Annotated in this window: 18 protein-coding genes, 2 tRNA genes and 1 riboswitch; of the genes, 12 read left to right on the top strand and 8 right to left on the bottom strand. The window is 60.0% G+C overall.

The annotated features are described in order from the left end of the window. Positions 1 to 5: 5 nt before the first annotated feature. The 5 genes from ACR1XV_RS02220 to ACR1XV_RS02200 form a co-directional block, all read right to left on the bottom strand. Positions 6 to 551 carry a sarcosine oxidase subunit gamma gene (locus tag ACR1XV_RS02220; RefSeq protein WP_480528651.1) on the bottom strand — a complete coding sequence of 182 codons (546 nt, stop codon included), beginning with the start codon at positions 549 to 551 and terminating at the stop codon, positions 6 to 8. Continuing rightward, on the bottom strand, positions 544 to 3,477 hold the full coding sequence (locus tag ACR1XV_RS02215; protein WP_480528650.1) for a sarcosine oxidase subunit alpha family protein: 2,934 nt from the start codon (positions 3,475 to 3,477) through the stop codon (positions 544 to 546). Before ACR1XV_RS02215 ends, ACR1XV_RS02220 begins: the two co-directional genes overlap by 8 nt. Beyond that, positions 3,474 to 3,737, bottom strand: coding sequence for a sarcosine oxidase subunit delta (locus ACR1XV_RS02210; RefSeq protein ID WP_480528649.1), 264 nt, complete (start codon positions 3,735 to 3,737; stop codon positions 3,474 to 3,476). Before ACR1XV_RS02210 ends, ACR1XV_RS02215 begins: the two co-directional genes overlap by 4 nt. A gap of 55 nt (positions 3,738 to 3,792) precedes the next feature. After that, positions 3,793 to 5,046, bottom strand: a complete 1,254-nt coding sequence (locus tag ACR1XV_RS02205; protein ID WP_480528648.1) for a sarcosine oxidase subunit beta family protein — start codon at positions 5,044 to 5,046, stop codon at positions 3,793 to 3,795. A 173-nt stretch (positions 5,047 to 5,219) separates the two neighbouring features. Continuing rightward, entirely contained in the window at positions 5,220 to 6,650 is a 1,431-nt protein-coding gene (locus ACR1XV_RS02200) for a Glu/Leu/Phe/Val family dehydrogenase (RefSeq protein ID WP_480528647.1), read from the bottom strand. A 330-nt stretch (positions 6,651 to 6,980) separates the two neighbouring features. Between ACR1XV_RS02200 and ACR1XV_RS02195 the strand changes: the two genes are divergently transcribed. Genes ACR1XV_RS02195 through ACR1XV_RS02185 form a run of 3 tightly spaced genes read left to right on the top strand, consistent with a single transcriptional unit; the run spans position 6,981 to position 9,841 of the window. Beyond that, entirely contained in the window at positions 6,981 to 8,681 is a 1,701-nt protein-coding gene (locus tag ACR1XV_RS02195; RefSeq protein WP_480528645.1) for a TadE/TadG family type IV pilus assembly protein, read from the top strand. Further along, on the top strand, positions 8,678 to 9,211 hold the full coding sequence (locus ACR1XV_RS02190) for a TadE/TadG family type IV pilus assembly protein (RefSeq protein ID WP_480528644.1): 534 nt from the start codon (positions 8,678 to 8,680) through the stop codon (positions 9,209 to 9,211). The genes ACR1XV_RS02195 and ACR1XV_RS02190 overlap by 4 nt, the downstream gene beginning before the upstream one ends. A 3-nt stretch (positions 9,212 to 9,214) precedes the next feature. After that, a complete protein-coding gene (locus ACR1XV_RS02185; protein WP_480528643.1) occupies positions 9,215 to 9,841 on the top strand; it encodes a TadE/TadG family type IV pilus assembly protein in 627 nt (208 codons plus the stop codon). A 5-nt stretch (positions 9,842 to 9,846) separates the two neighbouring features. Here the strand turns inward: ACR1XV_RS02185 and ACR1XV_RS02180 are convergent, their stop codons facing one another. Further along, complete coding sequence (locus tag ACR1XV_RS02180; protein ID WP_480528641.1) at positions 9,847 to 10,323, bottom strand: hypothetical protein; 477 nt, start codon at positions 10,321 to 10,323, stop codon at positions 9,847 to 9,849. A gap of 160 nt (positions 10,324 to 10,483) precedes the next feature. Between ACR1XV_RS02180 and ACR1XV_RS02175 the strand changes: the two genes are divergently transcribed. Next, a complete protein-coding gene (locus ACR1XV_RS02175; protein WP_480528640.1) occupies positions 10,484 to 11,395 on the top strand; it encodes a pirin family protein in 912 nt (303 codons plus the stop codon). Positions 11,396 to 11,397: 2 nt separating this feature from the next. Here ACR1XV_RS02175 and ACR1XV_RS02170 read toward each other — a convergent pair whose 3' ends face one another. Then, a complete protein-coding gene (locus ACR1XV_RS02170; protein WP_480528639.1) occupies positions 11,398 to 11,985 on the bottom strand; it encodes a TetR/AcrR family transcriptional regulator in 588 nt (195 codons plus the stop codon). A 100-nt stretch (positions 11,986 to 12,085) separates the two neighbouring features. Between ACR1XV_RS02170 and ACR1XV_RS02165 the strand changes: the two genes are divergently transcribed. The 6 genes from ACR1XV_RS02165 to ACR1XV_RS02140 all read left to right on the top strand — a co-directional run bounded on the left by ACR1XV_RS02165 (position 12,086) and on the right by ACR1XV_RS02140 (position 16,894). Then, complete coding sequence (locus tag ACR1XV_RS02165) at positions 12,086 to 12,334, top strand: hypothetical protein (protein WP_480528638.1); 249 nt, start codon at positions 12,086 to 12,088, stop codon at positions 12,332 to 12,334. A gap of 105 nt (positions 12,335 to 12,439) precedes the next feature. After that, the gene (locus tag ACR1XV_RS02160; RefSeq protein WP_480529283.1) at positions 12,440 to 13,726 is read left to right on the top strand and encodes a homoserine dehydrogenase; all 1,287 of its coding nucleotides are present in this window, start codon (positions 12,440 to 12,442) and stop codon (positions 13,724 to 13,726) included. Between the two features lie 69 nt (positions 13,727 to 13,795). Next, positions 13,796 to 14,779 carry a class II fructose-bisphosphatase gene (gene glpX / locus ACR1XV_RS02155; RefSeq protein WP_480528637.1) on the top strand — a complete coding sequence of 328 codons (984 nt, stop codon included), beginning with the start codon at positions 13,796 to 13,798 and terminating at the stop codon, positions 14,777 to 14,779. Positions 14,780 to 14,870: 91 nt separating this feature from the next. Further along, a complete protein-coding gene (gene recJ, locus ACR1XV_RS02150; RefSeq protein WP_480528636.1) occupies positions 14,871 to 16,613 on the top strand; it encodes a single-stranded-DNA-specific exonuclease RecJ in 1,743 nt (580 codons plus the stop codon). 109 nt (positions 16,614 to 16,722) lie between these two features. After that, positions 16,723 to 16,797: transfer RNA gene (locus ACR1XV_RS02145), tRNA-Glu, on the top strand. Between the two features lie 22 nt (positions 16,798 to 16,819). Beyond that, positions 16,820 to 16,894 (top strand) — tRNA-Glu (locus ACR1XV_RS02140). Between the two features lie 56 nt (positions 16,895 to 16,950). Here the strand turns inward: ACR1XV_RS02140 and ACR1XV_RS02135 are convergent. Beyond that, the gene (locus ACR1XV_RS02135; RefSeq protein ID WP_480529282.1) at positions 16,951 to 18,018 is read right to left on the bottom strand and encodes an NAD(P)-dependent oxidoreductase; all 1,068 of its coding nucleotides are present in this window, start codon (positions 18,016 to 18,018) and stop codon (positions 16,951 to 16,953) included. Positions 18,019 to 18,052: 34 nt separating this feature from the next. Then, positions 18,053 to 18,255, top strand: a riboswitch (cobalamin riboswitch). An 83-nt stretch (positions 18,256 to 18,338) separates the two neighbouring features. Here ACR1XV_RS02135 and ACR1XV_RS02130 point away from each other — a divergent pair. After that, positions 18,339 to 18,719 carry a DUF1636 family protein gene (locus ACR1XV_RS02130; protein ID WP_480528635.1) on the top strand — a complete coding sequence of 127 codons (381 nt, stop codon included), beginning with the start codon at positions 18,339 to 18,341 and terminating at the stop codon, positions 18,717 to 18,719. Beyond that, the gene (cobW, locus tag ACR1XV_RS02125) at positions 18,716 to 19,771 is read left to right on the top strand and encodes a cobalamin biosynthesis protein CobW (RefSeq protein WP_480528634.1); all 1,056 of its coding nucleotides are present in this window, start codon (positions 18,716 to 18,718) and stop codon (positions 19,769 to 19,771) included. The genes ACR1XV_RS02130 and cobW overlap by 4 nt, the downstream gene beginning before the upstream one ends.

Here is a 19,771-nt window from a genome sequence, read left to right as displayed (position 1 = left end):
GCAGTTTACCGGCGTGTGGCGACGCCTTCCATCGCCCTTTTCAAATCGTGAACCAATGTCTCAGCCATGGACCGGAAGACCATGATCTGAAATGCGTTTTCTCCGACACGGGTGATCGAAGCTGTCATGTGAAACAGCAAAGTCCGGGCGGTGTGTCCCCGCTTGAACTGTGCGCTGCGCAGATCAACAGGTACCACGCGGGCCAGCACGTCCTCGACGCCAGCACCCTCTAACCGAACGACCGTCCACGCATCCGATTGATCCACAACGGCCGCGTGTTCACCAAGCACCGCATCGGGCACAGACCCCATCAGCATCGCATGGGACGGTCCGAACCAGATCACCCGCGCCCCTGTCTTTCCCGTCGCCCGATTGGCTGCCGGATAGGCCATCCCATGCGCGGCCTTCAACGCCTCGGACACCGTCTTTTGCTTGCCTTTGAAGGGCGAGATCGAATGGATCGCACCCGCATCTTCTTCGCTGACTGTCACAGATCCGACTGTCAACGGCAGCAGCCCGTCGCAGGGGGTTTCGGCGATCAGCTTATCCACGAACGCGCCCTCCTTCGGGGTCAAAGAAGACCGGATTCACCACTTCGCACAGGGTGGTCACACCGCGCAGGTGATCGACCATCTTCACGATTTCCCCGTACCTGTCCGGCCCGTCCGCAAGGAAACCCAGCCCCAGCATGGTCCCGAGCGTGGGCGAATAGCAGACAGAAGTCAGATAGCCCTGATCATTGGTGCGCACCGGCTCGGCCTCTTCGTCATACAGATGCGCCCCGGCCAGCAGTTCCTTGCTTTCCCCGATGGGTTTCAGCCCAACCAACCGTTCGCGTCCTGCCTCTTCCAGACCGGGACGTTCAGACATGGTCTTGCCGATACAGTCTTTCTTCTGCGACACCATCCGCCCCATGCCGATATCATATGCCGTTGTCCGACCATGGATTTCGGAATGCGTGATAAAGCCCTTTTCGATGCGCAGAACATTCAGTGCCTCCATTCCGTATAGACCTCCGCCCAGCGCTTCGGCCCGTTCAGTCAGAATGTCGAACAAGCTCGCGCCATAGCGCGCTGGCACGGCGACCTCATAGGCGTGCTCACCTGAGAACGAGATCCGGAACAGACGTCCCTGAACACCCAGCACCGAGACCGGCCCACAGGCCATGAACGGCCAGTTGTCATCATCCAGCGGGGTATCCAGCAAGCCGTTCAGCAATTCGCGCGATTTCGGCCCGGCCACTGCGAATTGGGCCCATTGCTCGGTCACCGAGGTGAACGAGACATCCAGATCGGGGCGCAGGCCCTGATGCACGAACTCCAGATGTTTCATCACCTCGCCCGCCGCAGCGGTGGTCGTGGTCATCAGGTAATGCGTCTCACCCAGCCGTGCCGTGGTGCCATCATCCATGACGAACCCATCCTCGCGCAGCATCAGGCCATACCGCGCGCGACCGACCTTGAGGGTTGAGAACATGTTCGTGTAGACGAAATCCAGAAATACCCCCGCATCCGGCCCCTGAATGTCGATCTTGCCAAGCGTCGAGACATCGCACACCCCAACCGCCTGACGCACCATGTTGACCTCACGATCACAGGATTGCCGCCAGTTGGTTTCTCCGTCCTGCGGGAAATAGCTGGGCCGATACCACAAACCCGCCTCAATCAAAGGCGCCTTCCGCGCGACGGTCGCCTTATGCGATGTGGTAAACCGCTGAGGTTTGAACCCCTTTCCTTCCGCACCAGCACCCAGCGCCGCAATGGCAATCGGGGAATATGGCGGACGGAAAGTGGTGGTCCCGGTTTCGGGTATCCCCCGCCCGGTGGCATCGGCCAGAATGGCCAGCGCCGCCACATTCGAGTTCTTGCCCTGATCGGTCGCCATACCTTGCGTGGTGTAACGCTTCATATGCTCGACGGACCGGAAGTTCTCGGTCGCGGCCTGTTTGACGTCTTTCACCGTCACATCGTTCTGAAAATCCAGCCACGCGCGCCCCTTGCCGGGAACGGCCCAAAGCTGAGTAATCTCATAGGGCGCATCCTCGGCCGGCGGCAGAACGGTTTTAGGTGCCTTCAACCCCAGATCATCCAGCACGCTTTCAGCCGCCTCAACCCCTTCGCGCAGGCAGGACGCGGTCGAGAACGCGCCGTTGCAGGCCCCTGCCGTCATCATGCCCGGAACAGCGCCAGGTGTGGGCACAAACCCTTCGATCTCCCGCTTCCATGTCGGACGACCGTTCATGTGACAGGTCAGGTGGACCGAGGGATTCCACCCGCCCGTCATCGCCAGACAATCCGATTGAATACGTTCTTCGCCGCTCGGACGCCGCACCGTGATCGATTCCAGCCCCTTGCGACCGGAACTGCCACAGACCTGAGCACCGCGCAGCACTTCGTACTCATCAGACAAAGGCGCATCATGACGGCTGTCGATCACTGCGGCGACATGTACTCCGGCGTCCAGCAAATCCCGGGCGGTTCGGTGGATGTCGTTGGTGTTGCCAAAGATGGTCACATTCTGCCCCGGGCTGACGCCCCAGCGGTTCAGATAGGCTCGCACAGCCCCGGCCGTCATGATCCCCGGACGGTCATTGTCGCGGAAGGCGACCGGGCGTTCCAGCGCGCCTGCGGCCAGAACAGATCGCTTCGCCACGATCCGCCAATATGTTTCCAGCGGTGCCCCATTCGGGCGGCGATCCGAATGATGCAGCACCCGCTCCAGCGCCGCGTAGGTGCCCTGATCATAGACACCAGCGACCGTGGTGCGGGCCATCAAGCGCACATTGTCCATGCTGCTGAGTTCGGCCAGAACCTCATCCGCCCAGACGGGGCCCGGCTTGCCATCGACCTCATAGGTCTCCGCCAACAACCGCCCGCCCATCCGCGCGTTTTCATCCGCCAGTATGACATCCACCCCGGCGCGCGCAGCTGTCAGCGCGGCCATCAACCCGGCAGGTCCGGCACCAATGACCAACAGATCGCAGAAGGCATAGGCGCTCTCGTACTTGTCCGCATTGTCCTCGCCGGACAACGCGCCCAGCCCGGCGGCGCGGCGGATCACCGGTTCGTATAGCTTTTCCCAAAAGCTTTTCGGCCACATGAAGGTCTTGTAGTAGAACCCCGCCCCTAGAAACGGCGCGGCCAGATCATTGACCGCCATCACATCGAACCCGAGGCTGGGCCAGCGGTTCTGACTGCGCGCCTCAAGCCCGGGGTAAATCTCCTGCATGGTGGCCCGCACGTTCGGTTCCTGTCCGCCTCCATGGCCGACCGTCACCAGCGCGTTGGGTTCTTCGCTGCCTGCTGTCAGAACACCGCGCGGGCGGTGATACTTGAACGACCGACCCACAAGCTTCACGCCATTGGCCAACAAAGCCGAGGCCAGCGTGTCGCCCTGAAACCCTTCATAGCCGACGCCGTCAAACACAAACGGCACCGTTTGCGCCCGATCGATCAGACCCTTGCCCGCGATCCTCATGCCTTCACCTCAGACGCCAGTTGAGAGCCCAACATCTCATGCGTGACCGTATCGCGCGTCACGACGATCCACGCGCCGCAACCGCCTTCGTGATACCAAAGCTCCGGTGTCATACCCGCCGGGTTATCGCGCAGATAGACAAAATCGTCCCAGACCTCATCCCCCGCATCCGGGGCCGGACGGTCCAGATCCACCGCCGCGCCACGATAGTAAAACTCGCGCCGATCACGCTCACCGCAATAGGGACAGGTAACCCTCATACCCACACCCGTTGCTTCATCTTTTCAAAAATACTCAAATCCAACATCGCCACCCTCAATGCAGATTGTGTTGAGAGCCCTTGCCCTCTTCATCAATAATCCCCCGCCCGGTGCGGAACCGATCAAGCCGGAACCCGGTGGCGTTCTCATGATAGCGATCCGTCGCGATCAGATGGGCAAACACATTGCCCGAGCCCGGCACCGCCTTGAACCCCCCATAGTTCCAGCCGCAATTCAGATAGAGCCCGTCGATATCCGTCCGGTCGATGATCGGAGAGCCATCCGGCGACATATCCATGATCCCGCCCCATGACCGCAGCACTCGCGCCTTGCCGATCATCGGCATCAGGGCGACCCCAGCCTCCATCACGCTTTCAACGGTCGGCAGGTTCCCCCGCGCCGCGTAAGAGGCATAGAAATCCAAATCGCCGCCAAACACCAACCCGCCCTTATCCGACTGGCTGATATAGAAATGCCCCATGCCAAAGGTCACCACATGGTCGATGCAGGGCTTCAAGCCTTCGGTTACAAAGGCCTGCAACACATGGCTTTCAATCGGCAGGCGCATGCCAGCCATAGCCGCCACCTGTCCGGATCGACCCGCGGCGACCATCGCAACCTTCTTGGCCCGGATCGCCCCGCGTGAGGTTTGCACACCACGCACGGCACCGTTTTCGATATCGATACCGGTGACTTCGCAATTCTGGATCAGATCCACCCCGCGCTGATCCGCGCCACGGGCATAACCCCACGCAACCGCGTCATGCCGCGCCGTGCCCCCTCGCGGGTGATACAGCCCGCCATATAGCGGAAACCGCAGATCGTCGTAGTTCAGATAGGGCAACATCCCGCGCAGCTGATCGCGGCTCAGCAGGATGGCGTCGTCGCCCTGGCTGATCATCATGTTCCCACGCCGCGCAGCCGCATCGCGCTGGCCGTCGGAGTGAAACAAGTTGATGATCCCGCGCTGCGAGTGCATCACGTTGTAGTTCAGGTCCTCCTCAAGACCTTCCCACAGTTTCAGCGAATGCGAATAGAACTCGGAATTGCCCTGCAGGAAATAATTGGCCCGCACAATCGTGGTGTTGCGCCCAACATTCCCCCCACCGATGTAACCTTTTTCCAGCACGGCAACATTGGTCAGACCATGTTCCTTGACCAGATAATAAGCCGTGCTCAACCCATGACCGCCGCCGCCGATGATGACGATGTCATATTCGGGCTTCGGCGCAGGATCGCGCCAATGAGGGGTCCATCCCTTGTTGCCGGTCAGTCCTTCTCTGAGAACCCGAAACCCGGAAAACCGCATTCGCCCCTCCTTGCGCTGCGCTGGAACCTGCTCCAGTCAGATCAGAGGTACCCGGACGCAAACCCGATGCCGCCTCTGATTTCGACAAGAACTTGCCACACAGCGACACATAAAGAAGGCGTGACGACATCGCCACGCCTTCCATTACTTCTCCTGCCATTCTGGCGCGGCGTTTACAGCCCCTTGGCGCGATAGCTTTTTGAGACGCGATCAATCGCCACGATATAGGCCGCGGTGCGCAGATCATCCACATCCGCACGGTCATGCCAGACCTCGCTCATCGACTGATAGGCGATCCGCATCGTATCATCGAGACCCGAGCGCACCAGCTCAAGCTCATCCGCACCCTTGAGATACTTGGCCTTGAAGTCCGGTGACATTGACCAGGCATCGCCCAGGTAGCGATCCAGACGCTCCAGTTCGCTGACGATCAACTCATGGCGCGCCTCTTCCTGACGGCGCTGCATCCGGCCAAAGCGGATGTGGCTGAGGTTCTTGACCCATTCGAAGTAAGACACCGTCACACCGCCCGCGTTAGCGTACATATCCGGAATGATCACGGTGCCCTTCTTGCGCAGCACCTCATCCGCGCCCGCCGTGACCGGCCCGTTCGCCGCCTCGATGATCAGCGGCGCCTGAATCCGATCAGCGTTCGAAAGGTTGATAACCCCCTCCAGCGCCGCCGGGATCAGGATATCGCAGTCTGATTCCAGCACCGCGCTGCCCTCGGCCGAGTGTGTCGCATCGGGATAGTCCTTCACGCCGCCATGCTTGACGATCCACTGGCGCACCGCCTCGACATCAATACCCTCGGGATTGAACAGCGCCCCATCCCATTCGATGACGCCAATGATACGCGACCCGTCTTCTTCGCTGAGGAACTTGGCCGCATGATAGCCCACATTACCCAGCCCCTGCACGACGACGCGCTTGCCGTCCAGTGTCCCGGTCATGCCAGCCTTCTTGACGTCATCCGGATTGCGGAAGAACTCGCGCAGCGCATATTGGATCCCGCGCCCGGTCGCCTCGACCCGACCTGCGATACCACCAGCGTTAAGCGGTTTGCCTGTCACACAGGCGCGCGCATTGATGTCGGTGGTGTTCATCCGCGCATATTGGTCGGCCATCCAGGCCATCTCACGCTCGCCGGTTCCCATGTCAGGGGCCGGGACGTTCTGAGACGGGTTGATCAGGTCCCGCTTGGCCAGCTCATAAGCGAACCGGCGGGTGATCTGCTCCATCTCGTGTTCTTCATATTTGCGCGGATCAATGCACAACCCGCCCTTCGAGCCCCCGAACGGAGCCTCGACCAGCGCGCATTTATAGGTCATCAACGCAGCCAGCGCCTCGACCTCATCCTGGTTCACCGCCAGCGCATAGCGGATGCCGCCTTTCACTGGTTCCATATGCTCGGAATGGACCGAGCGATATCCGGTAAAGGTATGAATCTGTCCCCGCAGGCGCACGCCGAACCGCACGGTATAAGTCGCGTTACAAACCCTTATCTTCTCCTCCAGCCCCGGCGGCAGGTCCATCAGGGACGCAGCCCTGTTGAACATCAGATCAACACTTTCACGAAAGCTGGGTTCCTTAATGCCGGCCATAGAATCCTCCGCGCAGACAGCTGACAAACACCTTGACGTTTTGTCGCACCCCGAACCACCAGCCGCAATCATCAACTGAATATTTCTTGATCATTTTGCATTTCCAGAACAACCGAACAGAACTGAGTCGCTGTTCCCCAAGCATCCGAGGCAAATTGTCCACAGCCTGACAACAGAACCCCGCACGCCCACCGGATTATCTTCGCGTTTATCGCAAACCAGCCAAAAGCAAGCCTTTTTCGCCCAATTCCCGCCATGTTTGAAAACTAATCTTATACAGTAAATTTTTCCTTGGGGGCTTTATCGGCCTGCTCAGCGGAGTCACCAAATATGAAAAACAACCTGTTGAAATTCGACACTGCCAAGTCAAAAAACAAATTCGGAACCATCCGGCAATTCCCCAAAAATGAGGAGGGGTCGTTTACCATCCTCGTGGTGTTCCTGTTTATGGCAATGCTCGCCGCCACTGGTATTGGCGTCGACATGATGAACTATGAACGCGACCGGGCAACGCTTCAGTCTACTCTGGACCGTGCGGTGCTTGCCGCCGCGGACCTTGATCAGACCGAGCCGCCAAAAGTCGTGGTCGAAGCCTACCTGGAAAAGGCAGGTCTTGGAGACAAGCTGAAGACCATCGACGTGCAGGAGAGCTTTGGCTCGCGTAGAGTTTCCGCGACTGCAGAAACCGTCGTGAAAACAAACTTCATGCGTCTTTCTGGCGTTGACACTATGATTGCACCAGCCGCAAGCACAGCTGAGGAGTCGATCGGGGCCGTAGAAATTTCGCTGATTCTGGATATCTCAGGATCGATGAGCGAATCCTCTGCCGATCGCCGCTACACCAAGATGGCCGTTCTGAGGGATGCGGCGTCCCAGTTTGTAAACCTGATGTTGGACAAACCCGGCGAAAACCAGATTTCAATTTCAATCATCCCGTATGCAACCCAAGTCAACGCCGGAGAGAACATTCTGGACAAGTTCACGAATGTCACGCAGGAGCACAGATATTCCCACTGCGTGAACTTCATTCCTGAGCAATATAGCGATTCGGACCTGGATCGTGACGATAGACTTGAGCGCACAGCGCATTTTGACCCGTTCACCTACTCTGAGAACGGCATCAGAATACCGGTTTGCCCAGTCCGGCAGGGCAGCGCGATCACCGCTGTGACAAACAACCGTGCCAAGCTGTTGAAGCAGATCAGTCAACTGACGCCTAACGGCAACACGTCGATCGACATCGGTATGAAATGGGGCGTCGCCCTACTGGATCCCAGTATGCGCGGTATCGTCAGCCAGTTGTCTGCGCAAACCGATCCGGATCCTCAGTTTGCATCGTCGACAATCGTTCCGAAGGATTTCGGCGTCCGCCCGTCTGACTACAACACCGATGTTCTGAAAATCGCCATCGTGATGACCGACGGAAAAAACACCGACCAATACATGCTGAACCCCTCGCTTCGTCAGGGATACTCGGATGTATGGTACAATCCGGATTCCGGCAACCTGACCAAATGGAGCCGAGGCACCGTCGAAGGCGACTACTCTATCTATCACTCCCAGGGTAATCCAAACTTCTTCTGGCCCCAGCGCAATCAGCGCGGCAAGCGCCCTTATGACTGGGCCGATCATCCTTATGGCACCCCCAAACCAGAAACCGCTGAGAATCAAGAGCCTGGTGAAGCTCGACGCCTAACCTATCCTGAACTCTTCAATCGCGTTTCGCTGGCTTGGAATGCACAGTATAACTACTACTGGCAGTCCAGCGCATGGGCCGAGTGGTACCAGAAGGCCTTCTCGAAAGTGAATTCGACCGCCAAGAACCAGCACACGAACCATGTTTGCACCGCGGCGAAGAAACAGGGCATCGTCGTTTATGGTATCGCGTTTGAAGCACCTCGGAGCGGGTATCAGCTGCTCGAGCGCTGCGCCAGTTCTGAGAGCCACGTCTACAATGTCAAAGGACTGGACCTTGAAGATGCATTTGCGTCGATCGCGTCCTCGATCCGCAAGCTGAGACTGACGCAATGATTGGTAAACGCGCTTCCTTCATGCGGCGGTTTTGCCGGTCAGAACGCGGGAATGTAACACTAGAGTTTGTCTTGCTCTTTCCCGCGTTCATGTTTTTCACCCTGTCTGGGGCTGAATTAGCTGTAGTGACGATGCAGCAGACCATGCTGGAAAGAGCCGTCGATCTGACTGTACGCGACATTCGCCTCGGAACGGGAACAGCCATGGAGCATGATGACATCAAAGATGTCATCTGTGAACGCTCTCTTTTCATCAAGAGTTGCTCGAACAATCTGCGCCTTGAGATGATTCAGCAGAGCGCTTTCGAGGGTATCGTTCTTCCTGAGCAGCCAGACTGCACCGACAATTCGGAAGAGGTGAAACCAGTAAGGAACTTCATCAATGGAGTTTCAAACGAGTTGATGATCCTGCGCGCCTGCGCCCGCATCGACCCGATTTTCCCAACGTCGAAACTCGCCAAAGGGATAACAGATGCGACTGGTCAGTATTCCCTAACTGCGACGACCGCGTTCGTTCAGGAGCCGATTTAAGCCATGAAACACGCAGTAAAATTCCTCAAACGTCTTAATTTTCTGAAGCGCGGCGAATCCGGGTCGATGACGGTCGAAGCCGTCTTGATGTTCCCGATGCTGCTGTGGACTGCGACCGCGACGTTCACGTGGTTTGATGGATTTCGGCAGAGCGCCTCAAACCTGAAAGCTGCCTACACGGTCGGCGACCTCATCTCGCGTGAGACGGCCACTATTAACGATACATATATAAACTCGCTGCATCAATTGATGACTCGTATGATCAACAACGACTCGCCGCTTTCGATGCGCGTTTCATTGCTGGTTTTTGACGAAGATGAAGACCGTCACTTCGTTCAGTGGTCGACTGCACGTGGATATCAGTGGATTTGGACCGACGACAACATCGAGAATCTGCGCGACGCGCTGCCACCGATGCCGAATCGCGATACGCTGATCCTCGTTGAGACATCAAACAAATACCAGCCGATCTTTAACGAGAACCTGGTCAAAGATGTCACATTTGACAACTTTGTTTTCACACGTCCGCGTTTCACAAATGAGATTGCTGCGGTTTTCAAGGACCTAATCATTGATCTTGAAGATGTCGACAACGATATCGATGAAGCCGAAGAAAACAGCGGGGCCTGAACAGACTAAATCTCGCGGGTCTCGCTGACCATCACCGACAGCGCCTCGGACATGAACTTGGCCTCGGTGGCTGCTGTCATGCCTCCGATGCCGACCCGGCGACCCAGCCGCCACCAGAGGCCTGGTGCCCAGGCGATCGCTGCAGGGGTTCGGGTTTTGATCAGAAAGCCGTTTGAGGGCTTGAAGGCAAAGGTGCCTCGGTCGACCGCTTCGATCTCATCCACGTGACATATCAGCTGCCCTGATCCGGTGCGTAGCTCGGATTGGGTAAGTTCGATCGTGTCTGCGGTCGCGCTCCACATGCGGTGGGACAGCCAGAAAGACGCCGCCCCGATCACTAGCAAAAACACCTGCCAGCCCAGCTGTGGCGGGCTGGCCAGCGCGACATAGATTACCAGCGCTCCGACCGTGGTCAGCATCCCTACCCCAGTCCAGCGGCGCGGGGCGGATGCCGCGACAGTGGCCAGCACGTCTTGTTGCATGTGTCTCTCCTGCTTGCCTGCCTGCTTTAGCCGCTTTGATACGCAAAGGACAGGGCCGCGTCACGGGTCTGAGCACCCCTGCACGGGATGCGTGTGTTTGCGCGAATTGATCGCCCGCGTGCCCGGCTTAGATTTGCAGCCAACGATGATGGAGGCTTCGATGTCGCTCAGACCCACTTTGGAAACCCGCAAAGCCGTGCCGACGATGGAGGGCGCGGGTGTCAAACTGCACCGGGCCTTTGGGTTTCAGGACCCGTCGGAGCTGGACCCTTTCCTGCTGTTTGACGACTTCCGGAACGAACACCCGCAGGACTACATGGCCGGTTTCCCATGGCATCCGCATCGCGGAATCGAGACAATTACCTATGTTCTGTCGGGAACAGTCGATCACAGCGACTCGCTGGGCAACAGCGGGACGCTTGGGGCCGGAGATGTGCAATGGATGACCGCAGGCTCGGGCATTCTGCATCAGGAGATGCCGAAGGGCACCGCCAGCGGTCAGATGCATGGGTTCCAACTCTGGGGCAACTTGCCTTCGGATCAGAAGATGACTGCGCCGCGCTATCAGGATGTTCAAAGCCGGGACATCCCGGAGATCGTCGATGATGACGGAACCACGGTGCGGGTAATCGTGGGTGAGTTCTGGGGGCGTACAGGCCCTGTGGATGGCATTGCAGCCGATCCGCAATATCTGGACATCAGCATCCCGGCAGGCGTGAAAAAGACCTTTCGCATCGACACCTATCGCCGCGCGTTCGCCTATGTATTCGAAGGTCAGGCCGCCTTTGCCGATGCCTCGCAGCCCACTGGCGTTCTGCTGGAAAAAGAGGTGGCGGGGCATGAGGTCAATATCCGCGATATATCCGGCGACCGGACGCTGATCCGCTTTGGTTCGGGCGATGAAGTGACGGTTCAGGCCGGGCCTGAGGGGGTGCGGTTTCTGTTAATCTCGGGTGCTCCGATCAATGAGCCGGTCGCGTGGCACGGCCCGATTGTGATGAACACGCAGGCCGAGTTGCAACAGGCCTTTCGGGAATTGCGCAATGGGACGTTCATTCGCCCGGCTCACTAGGGTCAGGCGGATACGGCCTTGCGCACCATGTCCCAATAGACCTGTTCGACCTCATCCAGAGACAGCCGTCCGCCGCTGCGATACCAGGTGATCACACCGTTCAGCATGGCGATGACGGCAAGGGTGGCGATCTTGGTGTCGGTCACCGCAAATTGCCCGGTCTCGTGGCCGCGGCGTAGAATACTCTCGAGCGAGTCCTCATACTGCCCGCGCAAGGCCTCGATCTCAGCGAAGTTTTCCGGCGTCAGGTTGCGCAGTTCCATATAGGCGATGAAAACCTCATCCGGGCGTTCCAGATGAAAGCGGATGTGAAAGCCCACAAACTGGCGCAGCGCGTCCTGCGGATTTTCGCGGCGTGGCAGATCGTCATACGCGGCTGACAGGTCCTGCATGTGCACGCGCATCAGATCGTAAAGCAGGCTTTGCTTGTCCGGTGTGTAGTTATACAGCGCACCGGCCTGCACCCCGACCTCTCCGGCGATCTGGCGCATCGACACGGCAGCATAGCCGTGACGGGCAAACAACCCCAATGCCGCCTTGCGGATGCGGGGGCCGGTGATATCCGAATGTGAGCCTTGAGTACGCGCCATGGGCTCACCGTATCTGAACATTTGTTCAGATAGAAGCCCGCTTGAACCGATCCGGCAAAAGGTGCATCACAGGACCCATGCCGCAACCCAAAGGATGGCCATGAAACCCCTGCCGCTGATCGCTCTGATGCTCGTCATCGCTGGCTGCGCCGATATCCCCGAACTTGAGGGCAGCGAATCCAAGGCATTGCGCAAGGCGGCTTACCCCAAGCTGCTGCCGCTGGACGCCACGCTGGGCCCACCCGTCGATCCTGTCAGCGAGGCGGCAGAGGTCGAAGAGGACCTGACCGCCCGCAGCGAAGCACTGGCAAAACGGGCCGAGGCGCTGCAGAACGCCGAGATAAACTAGCGCCTGATGCTCAGACGGATTGCACCCCTGCCCTGAACCCGCTAAGGCAGCCCGCAAAGGATCGCCCGCCACTGGCGGAATTTCGAGCGGAAAGGACCCATGGGGATGACACAGGCGCTGCGGCTTGGAATTGCCGGTTTGGGAACCGTGGGCATTGGCGTGGTCAAGATCGTCCGCCGCCACGCGGAACTGCTGCAGGCCCGCACCGGGCGGCCCATCGAAATCACCGCAGTCTCGGCCCGTGATGCTGGCAAGGATCGCGGCGTGAACCTATCGGATTACGCGTGGGAGACCGACCCGGTTGCTCTGGCCAAGCGTGACGATATCGACGTCTATGTCGAGTTGATGGGTGGCGAAAACGGCCCCGCCAAGGCCTCGGTCGAGGCGGCGCTGGCCAGTGGTAAGGATGTGGTCACCGCCAACAAGGCGCTGCTGGCGATCCATGGTCAGGAACTGGCCGAAAAGGCCGAGGCCGCCGGTCGTGTGATCCGGTTCGAGGCCGCTGTTGCCGGCGGCATCCCGGTTATCAAATCTTTGACCGAAGGCTTGGCGGGCAATGAAATCACCCGCGTCATGGGCGTGATGAACGGCACCTGCAATTACATCCTGACCCGGATGCAGTCGCAGGAACTGGGCTATAACGCATTGTTCGAGGAATGTGCCCAGCTTGGGTATCTGGAAGCTGATCCCAATCTGGACGTGGGCGGCATTGATGCGGCGCACAAGCTGGCGCTCTTGTCCTCGATTGCCTTTGGCACCAAGCCGAACTTCGACGGGATCGAGATTGAGGGCATTCAGCAGATCAGTCTGGATGATATCCATCAGGCCGACGACATGGGCTATCGGATCAAGCTGCTCGGCGTGGCGCAACGCACCGCGCGCGGTCTGGTTCAGCGCATGCAGCCCTGTCTGGTGCCCAGCGACTCGCCCTTGGGGCAGCTGGAAGGCGGCACGAATATGGTGGTACTGGATGGCGACTCGATCGAGCAAATCGTTCTGCGCGGCCCCGGTGCAGGCGAAGGCCCGACCGCCAGTGCCGTGATGGGCGATGTCTGCGATCTGGCGCGCGGGCTGCACATCCCGACCTTCGGACGCCCCGCCACCTCGCTGCAAGAGGCAACGCCCGCCGTTACCGGCCTGCCTGCGCCGTATTACCTGCGTCTGGGTCTGCTGGACAAGCCCGGCGCGCTGGCCAAGGTGGCCGCCATTCTGGGCGATGCTGGCGTTTCAATCGACCGGATGCGCCAGTATGCCCACGCTGAAAGCACCGCGCCGGTTCTGATCGTCACCCACAAGACCACCCGCGCCACGCTGGGCGTCGCGCTTGAAGGCCTACGCGAGACCGATGTTATTGCGGGCGAACCCGTTGCCCTGCGCATTGAAGAGGTTTGAGCTTGCGGCCTGCATGAAACGCAAGCTATGCCGGAAGAAACGGCTTTATTGACCTGAGGATAAGAACAAATGAGTGCTGCCAAGATCGATTTTAACGACCGCCTGCTGTCGCTGGGGCTGGCAAGGGTGGCAGAACAGGCCGCACTGGCCTCGGCCTCTCTGGTTGGGCGGGGCGATGAAAAAGCAGCCGATCAGGCTGCGGTTAACGCCATGCGCGAGCAGCTGAACCTGCTGGACATCGCGGGCGTTGTGGTCATCGGCGAAGGCGAGCGCGACGAGGCCCCCATGCTGTATATCGGCGAAGAAGTCGGTACCGGCAACGGCCCCGGCGTGGATATCGCACTGGATCCGCTGGAAGGCACCACTCTGACCGCCAAGGACATGCCCAACGCGCTGACCGTGATTGCCATGGGCCCGCGCGGCTCGATGCTGCATGCGCCGGATGTCTACATGGACAAGCTAGCGGTTGGTCCGGGTTACCCCGAGAACGTGGTCAATCTGGACATGACCGCGCGCGAACGCGTCGAGGCGCTGGCCAAGGCCAAAGGCTGCGAACCTGCCGATATCACCGTCTGCATTCTGGAACGTCCGCGCCACGAGGCGATGATCGCCGAGGTGCGCGAGACCGGTGCATCGATCCGTCTGATCACCGATGGCGACGTGGCCGGTGTCATGCATTGCGCCGAAAGCGAAGTGACCGGCATCGATATGTATATGGGTCAGGGCGGTGCACCTGAGGGTGTTCTTGCTGCAGCGGCTCTGAAATGCATGGGTGGCCAGATTTTTGGTCGGCTGTTGTTCCGCAATGACGACGAGCGCGGCCGCGCCGCCAAGGCAGGCATCACCGATCTGGACCGCGTGTACGCGCGCGACGAGATGGTGACCGCGGATGTGATCTTTGCCGCCACTGGCGTGACCGGAGGCTCGCTGCTGCCGCGCATCAAGCGGGAACCGGGCTGGGTGGAAACGACGACACTGTTGATGCGGTCCAAGACAGGCTCGGTCCGGCGCATGTCCTACCGCACGCCGATGTGGTCGCATACCGACGCATAGCGGCTTGCGCCGCTGCCTTCGGCGAGAGTATTTGTGAAAAGATGAAGAGGCCGGGTCCTGATGGGTCCGGCCTTGGTGCATGAGGTGAGATGTGGCGTTTCTGGGTGTTGAGCAATCGTTGAGCGGGCGGCGCTGGGTTGGACCGGGGATCGAGGTCGAACGGGCGGCCGAGATGATGGCGCAGCAGACCGATCTGCCGCGCGCTCTGTGCCAGGTTCTGGCCCGGCGCGGGGTTCCGGCGATGGAGGCCGCGGGATTTCTGGAGCCCAAGCTGAAAGAGCTGCTGCCCGATCCCCGTGCAATGAAGGATATGGAGGTTGCTGCGGCCCGGTTTCTGCAGGCCGTGCGTAAGCGTCAGAAGATCGCGGTGTTTGCGGATTATGACGTGGATGGCGGGTCTTCGGCGGCGCTGTTGCTGGTGTGGCTGCGACAGATGGGGATTGCTGCAACGCTCTATGTGCCGGATCGGATTGACGAGGGCTATGGGCCCAACGTGCCCGCCATGCAGGAGCTGGCGGCGAACCATGATCTGATCATCTGCGTGGATTGCGGAACGCTGAGCCACGAACCCATCGCTGCGGCCAAAGGCTCGGACGTAATCGTGCTTGACCACCATCTGGGCGGGGAAACCCTGCCGGATTGCGTGGCGGTGGTGAACCCGAACCGGCAGGATGAAAGCGGCGATCTGGGCTATCTGTGTGCCGCTGCGGTGGTGTTTCTGATGCTCGTCGAGGCCGGGCGGCAGCTGCGCGAGGCCGGGGCCAAGGGGCCGGACCTGATGGCGATGCTTGATCTGGTGGCTCTGGCCACGGTGGCTGATGTTGCGCCTCTGATCGAGGCCAACAGGGCGCTGGTTCGTCAGGGTTTGAAGGTCATGGCCCAGAGACAAAGGCCGGGGCTGGTTGCGCTGTCGGACGTGGCGCGTATGGATACCGCACCCAACAGCTATCATCTGGGGTTCCTGCTGGGGCCGCGCGTGAATGCAGGCGGGCGCATTGGGCAGGCCGATCTGGGCGCGCGGCTGCTGAGCACCGACTCGACGACCGAGGCCGAAGCCTTATCCGAGCGGCTGGATGCGCTGAACGCGGAGCGGCGAGAGATCGAGAACACGGTGCGCGCAGCCGCGCTAGCGCAGGCCGAAGAGCGAGGGCTGGATGCGCCGCTGGTCTGGGCGGCGGGCGACGGCTGGCATCCGGGCGTCGTGGGCATCGTTGCCTCGCGCCTGAAAGAGACCGCGAACCGCCCCGCTATCGTGATCGGGTTTGACGGGGATGAGGGCAAGGGTTCGGGCCGTTCGGTCTCGGGCGTTGATCTGGGTGCCTCGATCCAGCGGCTGGCGGCTGAGGGGCTGCTGGTCAAAGGCGGTGGTCACAAGATGGCGGCGGGGCTGACCGTGATGCGTGATCAGTTGGAACCCGCGATGGCGCGGCTGTCGGAACTGCTGGCCAAACAGGGCGCGGGGCAAAGCGGCCCGGCCGATCTGAAACTGGACGGCGCGCTGATGCCGGGGGCCGCGACGGTTGATCTGATCGAACAGATCGAAAAGGCGGGTCCCTTCGGGGCCGGAGCCCCTGCCCCGCGCTATGCCCTGCCCGATCTGCAGGTGCGCTTTGCCAAGCGCGTGGGCGAGACCCATCTGAAGCTCTCGCTGTCGGATGGCATGTCCGGCGGCTTGGACGCCATCGCCTTCGGGGCCTTCGATGGCCCGCTGGGGAATCGACTGTCCAACCATGGCGGGGCGCGGTTTCATTTTGCGGGTCGGCTTGAAGTGAATTCATGGGGCGGTCGGCAGAGCGTGCAACTGCGGTTGGAGGACGCCGCAGAAGCCGTCTGACGCCTGTTCAAAAGCCCTTGGAAGACGACCAAAAAAGTTTCGCAGCCCTGCGTTTTTCGTCTTGCGGGGGGGGAAGGTAGACCGTAAAAGGCCCTCCACAAGCCAGCGTGGCCCGTTCGTCTATCGGTTAGGACGCCAGGTTTTCAACCTGGAAAGAGGGGTTCGATTCCCCTACGGGCTACCATTTGCGTTTGTATGGCCAAAATGGCCCGTTCGTCTATCGGTTAGGACGCCAGGTTTTCAACCTGGAAAGAGGGGTTCGATTCCCCTACGGGCTACCATTTTTCCAAACATTTCAACGTGATCCGGGACCTTGGTGGTCCAGACAACACCCGGCCTATGCTGTGCTGCGGTTTTGCGGGACGACCTCATAGCCGGGTTCTTCGGGTTCATCGTCCAGCATTTCGGGTGGAAAGCCCGGGGCACGAATTTCAAGCCCGGTCGCGTCCTCGAGCCGTTTGATAATGTTCGGAGACAGCTCGCGCTCGCCATAGCGCGCGATCCCGTCTTCGAAAATCTTGATCATCAGCGGGTTGATCTCAAGCGGCACTCCGGCGCGGTCGGCGACCTCCTGAAACAGGCCAATATCCTTTTTTACCAGATCCATTGTGAACGAAATATCGCGCGAGCCATTCAGGATGACCTGACTTTCGGTCTCATGCACAAAGGAGGTGCCCGACGAAATCTTGATCGCCTCATAAGTGGTGCCAAGATCCATCCCAGCGGCCTTTGCAGTCACCAAGGCCTCGGCGCAGGTGATCAGGTTGGCGGTGGCGAGATAGTTGGTCAGCACTTTCAGAACCGATGCCGATCCCAGATCACCCGTATGCAGAATGCGCCGCCCCATGGTGGTCAGGAAGGGCAGGATACGCTCGAACGTGGCGCGGTCACAGCCCGCGAAGATCGAGATATTGCCCGTCGCGGCCCGGTGGCATCCGCCCGAAACCGGGCAGTCCACCGCAGCCCCGCCCCGCTCGATCACCATCGCGCCAAGGCGTTTGACCTCGGCTTCGTCGGTGGTCGACATCTCCATCCAGATTTTGCCGGGGGCGACCTCGGGCAGCATTTCCTGCATCACGGCATCCGAGGCGGCGGGGGATGGCAGGCAGGTGATCACCGCATCGCAATCGCGCATTAGCTGGGCCGGGCTTTCAGCGGCCTTGGCCCCTTTCGTGACAAACGCGCCCACCAGATCCGGGTTCAGATCATGCACCGTCAGATCGATTCCGTTGCGCAGCAGCGATCCCGAGAGCTTGCCCCCCACATTTCCCAACCCGATAAACCCTACTTTCATCCGCCGCATCCTCCTGTTCGCGTCTTGCGAACCATGCCAGCATGTCGGCCCAACCGGATCATGCCGCCCAGCGACCCGGACAGGTCGCTTTTTACCCGCGTGATCACGGATCAGCGTGTTGCGCTTGACAAGCGGGGTAACCCTGCCGCATGTCCCTTTCGTTGGTGTCTGCGACAGCAGATGAAAAGGGAATGCGTCAGCGGATCATCCGTCAAACGCAGCCGCCCCCGCGACCGTGACCGGAGAGGGTGCCCAAGCCACTGGCGAATGCCGGGAAGGCGGGACATCCGACAGAGGCCTCCTCTGACATCCGCAAGCCGGGAGACCTGCCAACACCCGAAGATGAAACCGGACGGGGTGTTCCGGTGTCGGGTCAAGGGACCCGCATGAAACCCCGTCCCCCACGATGAGGATTTGGGGGGATGAGAGACATGACCGAGACCGCTCCGGTCGAATTGCTGGTTTGCACCACTTGTCGTCGCGGGCTGCCCGTAGAAGATGATGCGCAACGCCCCGGCACCCTGTTGCACAAGGCTTTGGAACAGGCGGAGCTACCCGAAGGGATAACCCTGAAAGCCGTAGAATGCCTTTCGAACTGTGACGAGGGCTGTTCCATCGTGCTGCGCGGCGGGCCGGATCGCTGGACCTTTGTTTACGAGCATCTGAACGAGGTCGACCATGTCGACGTGATCGTTGACGGCGCCACCAAGTACCTCGCGACCGAGGACGGTCTGGTCAAATGGCGCGAGCGCCCTGAACATTTCCGCAAAAACTGTGCGGCCCGCATTCCCCCGATTGGAGCCCTGAAATGAGCAATCTCGAAAAACTCCCCGTCACCGTGATCACCGGCTTTCTGGGTTCAGGCAAGACCACGCTGGTGCGCCACCTGATGCAGAACCCGCAGGGCAAGCGTTTGGCCGTTGTCGTCAACGAATTCGGCGATGTTGGTGTTGATGGCGATATCCTGAAATCCTGCGCCATCCCGGATTGCCCGGCGGAAAACATCATGGAACTGGCGAACGGTTGCATCTGCTGCACCGTGGCCGACGATTTCATCCCCACGATTGAGGCCCTGATGGCGCTGGAGCCGCGCCCCGATCATATTCTAATCGAAACTTCCGGCCTCGCCCTGCCCAAACCGCTGCTGAAAGCGTTCGACTGGCCGGACATCCGCTCAAAAATCACGGTTGATGGCGTGATCGCTCTGGCCGATGCCGAAGCCGTGGCCGCAGGTCGCTTCGCGCCCAATGTCGAGGCGGTGGACGCCCAGCGCATGGCCGATGACTCGATTGACCACGAAACGCCCCTGTCCGAAGTGTTCGAGGATCAGATTTCCTGCGCCGATATCATCCTGCTGACCAAGCCCGATCTGGCCGGTCCCGAAGGTGTCGCCAAAGCGCGAGAGATCATCGCCGCCGAAGCCCCGCGTCCCCTGCCCGTAGTTGAGGTCGCCGAGGGAGCCGTTGACGTCCGCGTCGTGCTGGGTCTTGAAGCCGCCGCCGAGGATGACATGGACGCACGTCCCTCGCATCACGACGGCCACCACGATCATGAGCATGACGATTTCGAAAGCATCATCGTCGAGTTGCCGGAACAGTCTGACCCGCTGGATCTGGTTGCCAAGATCGAACGTCTGGCCAAGGAGCTGAACATCCTGCGCGTCAAAGGCTATGCCGCCGTTCAGGGCAAACCGATGCGCCTGCTGGTGCAGGCCGTTGGTGCGCGTGTGCGCCATCAGTACGACCGCCCATGGGAGCCCGGCGAAGACCGCCGCTCGCGCCTTGTGGTCATTGCCGAGCATGATGACATCAAAGAGGCCGAAATCCGCGACATCCTCGTGGGTGTGGCCGAGGCCGCCGAGTAA

This window comes from Ruegeria sp. AD2(2025) (assembly GCF_056542385.1).
This window is presented reverse-complemented; position numbering and strand designations above follow the sequence as displayed.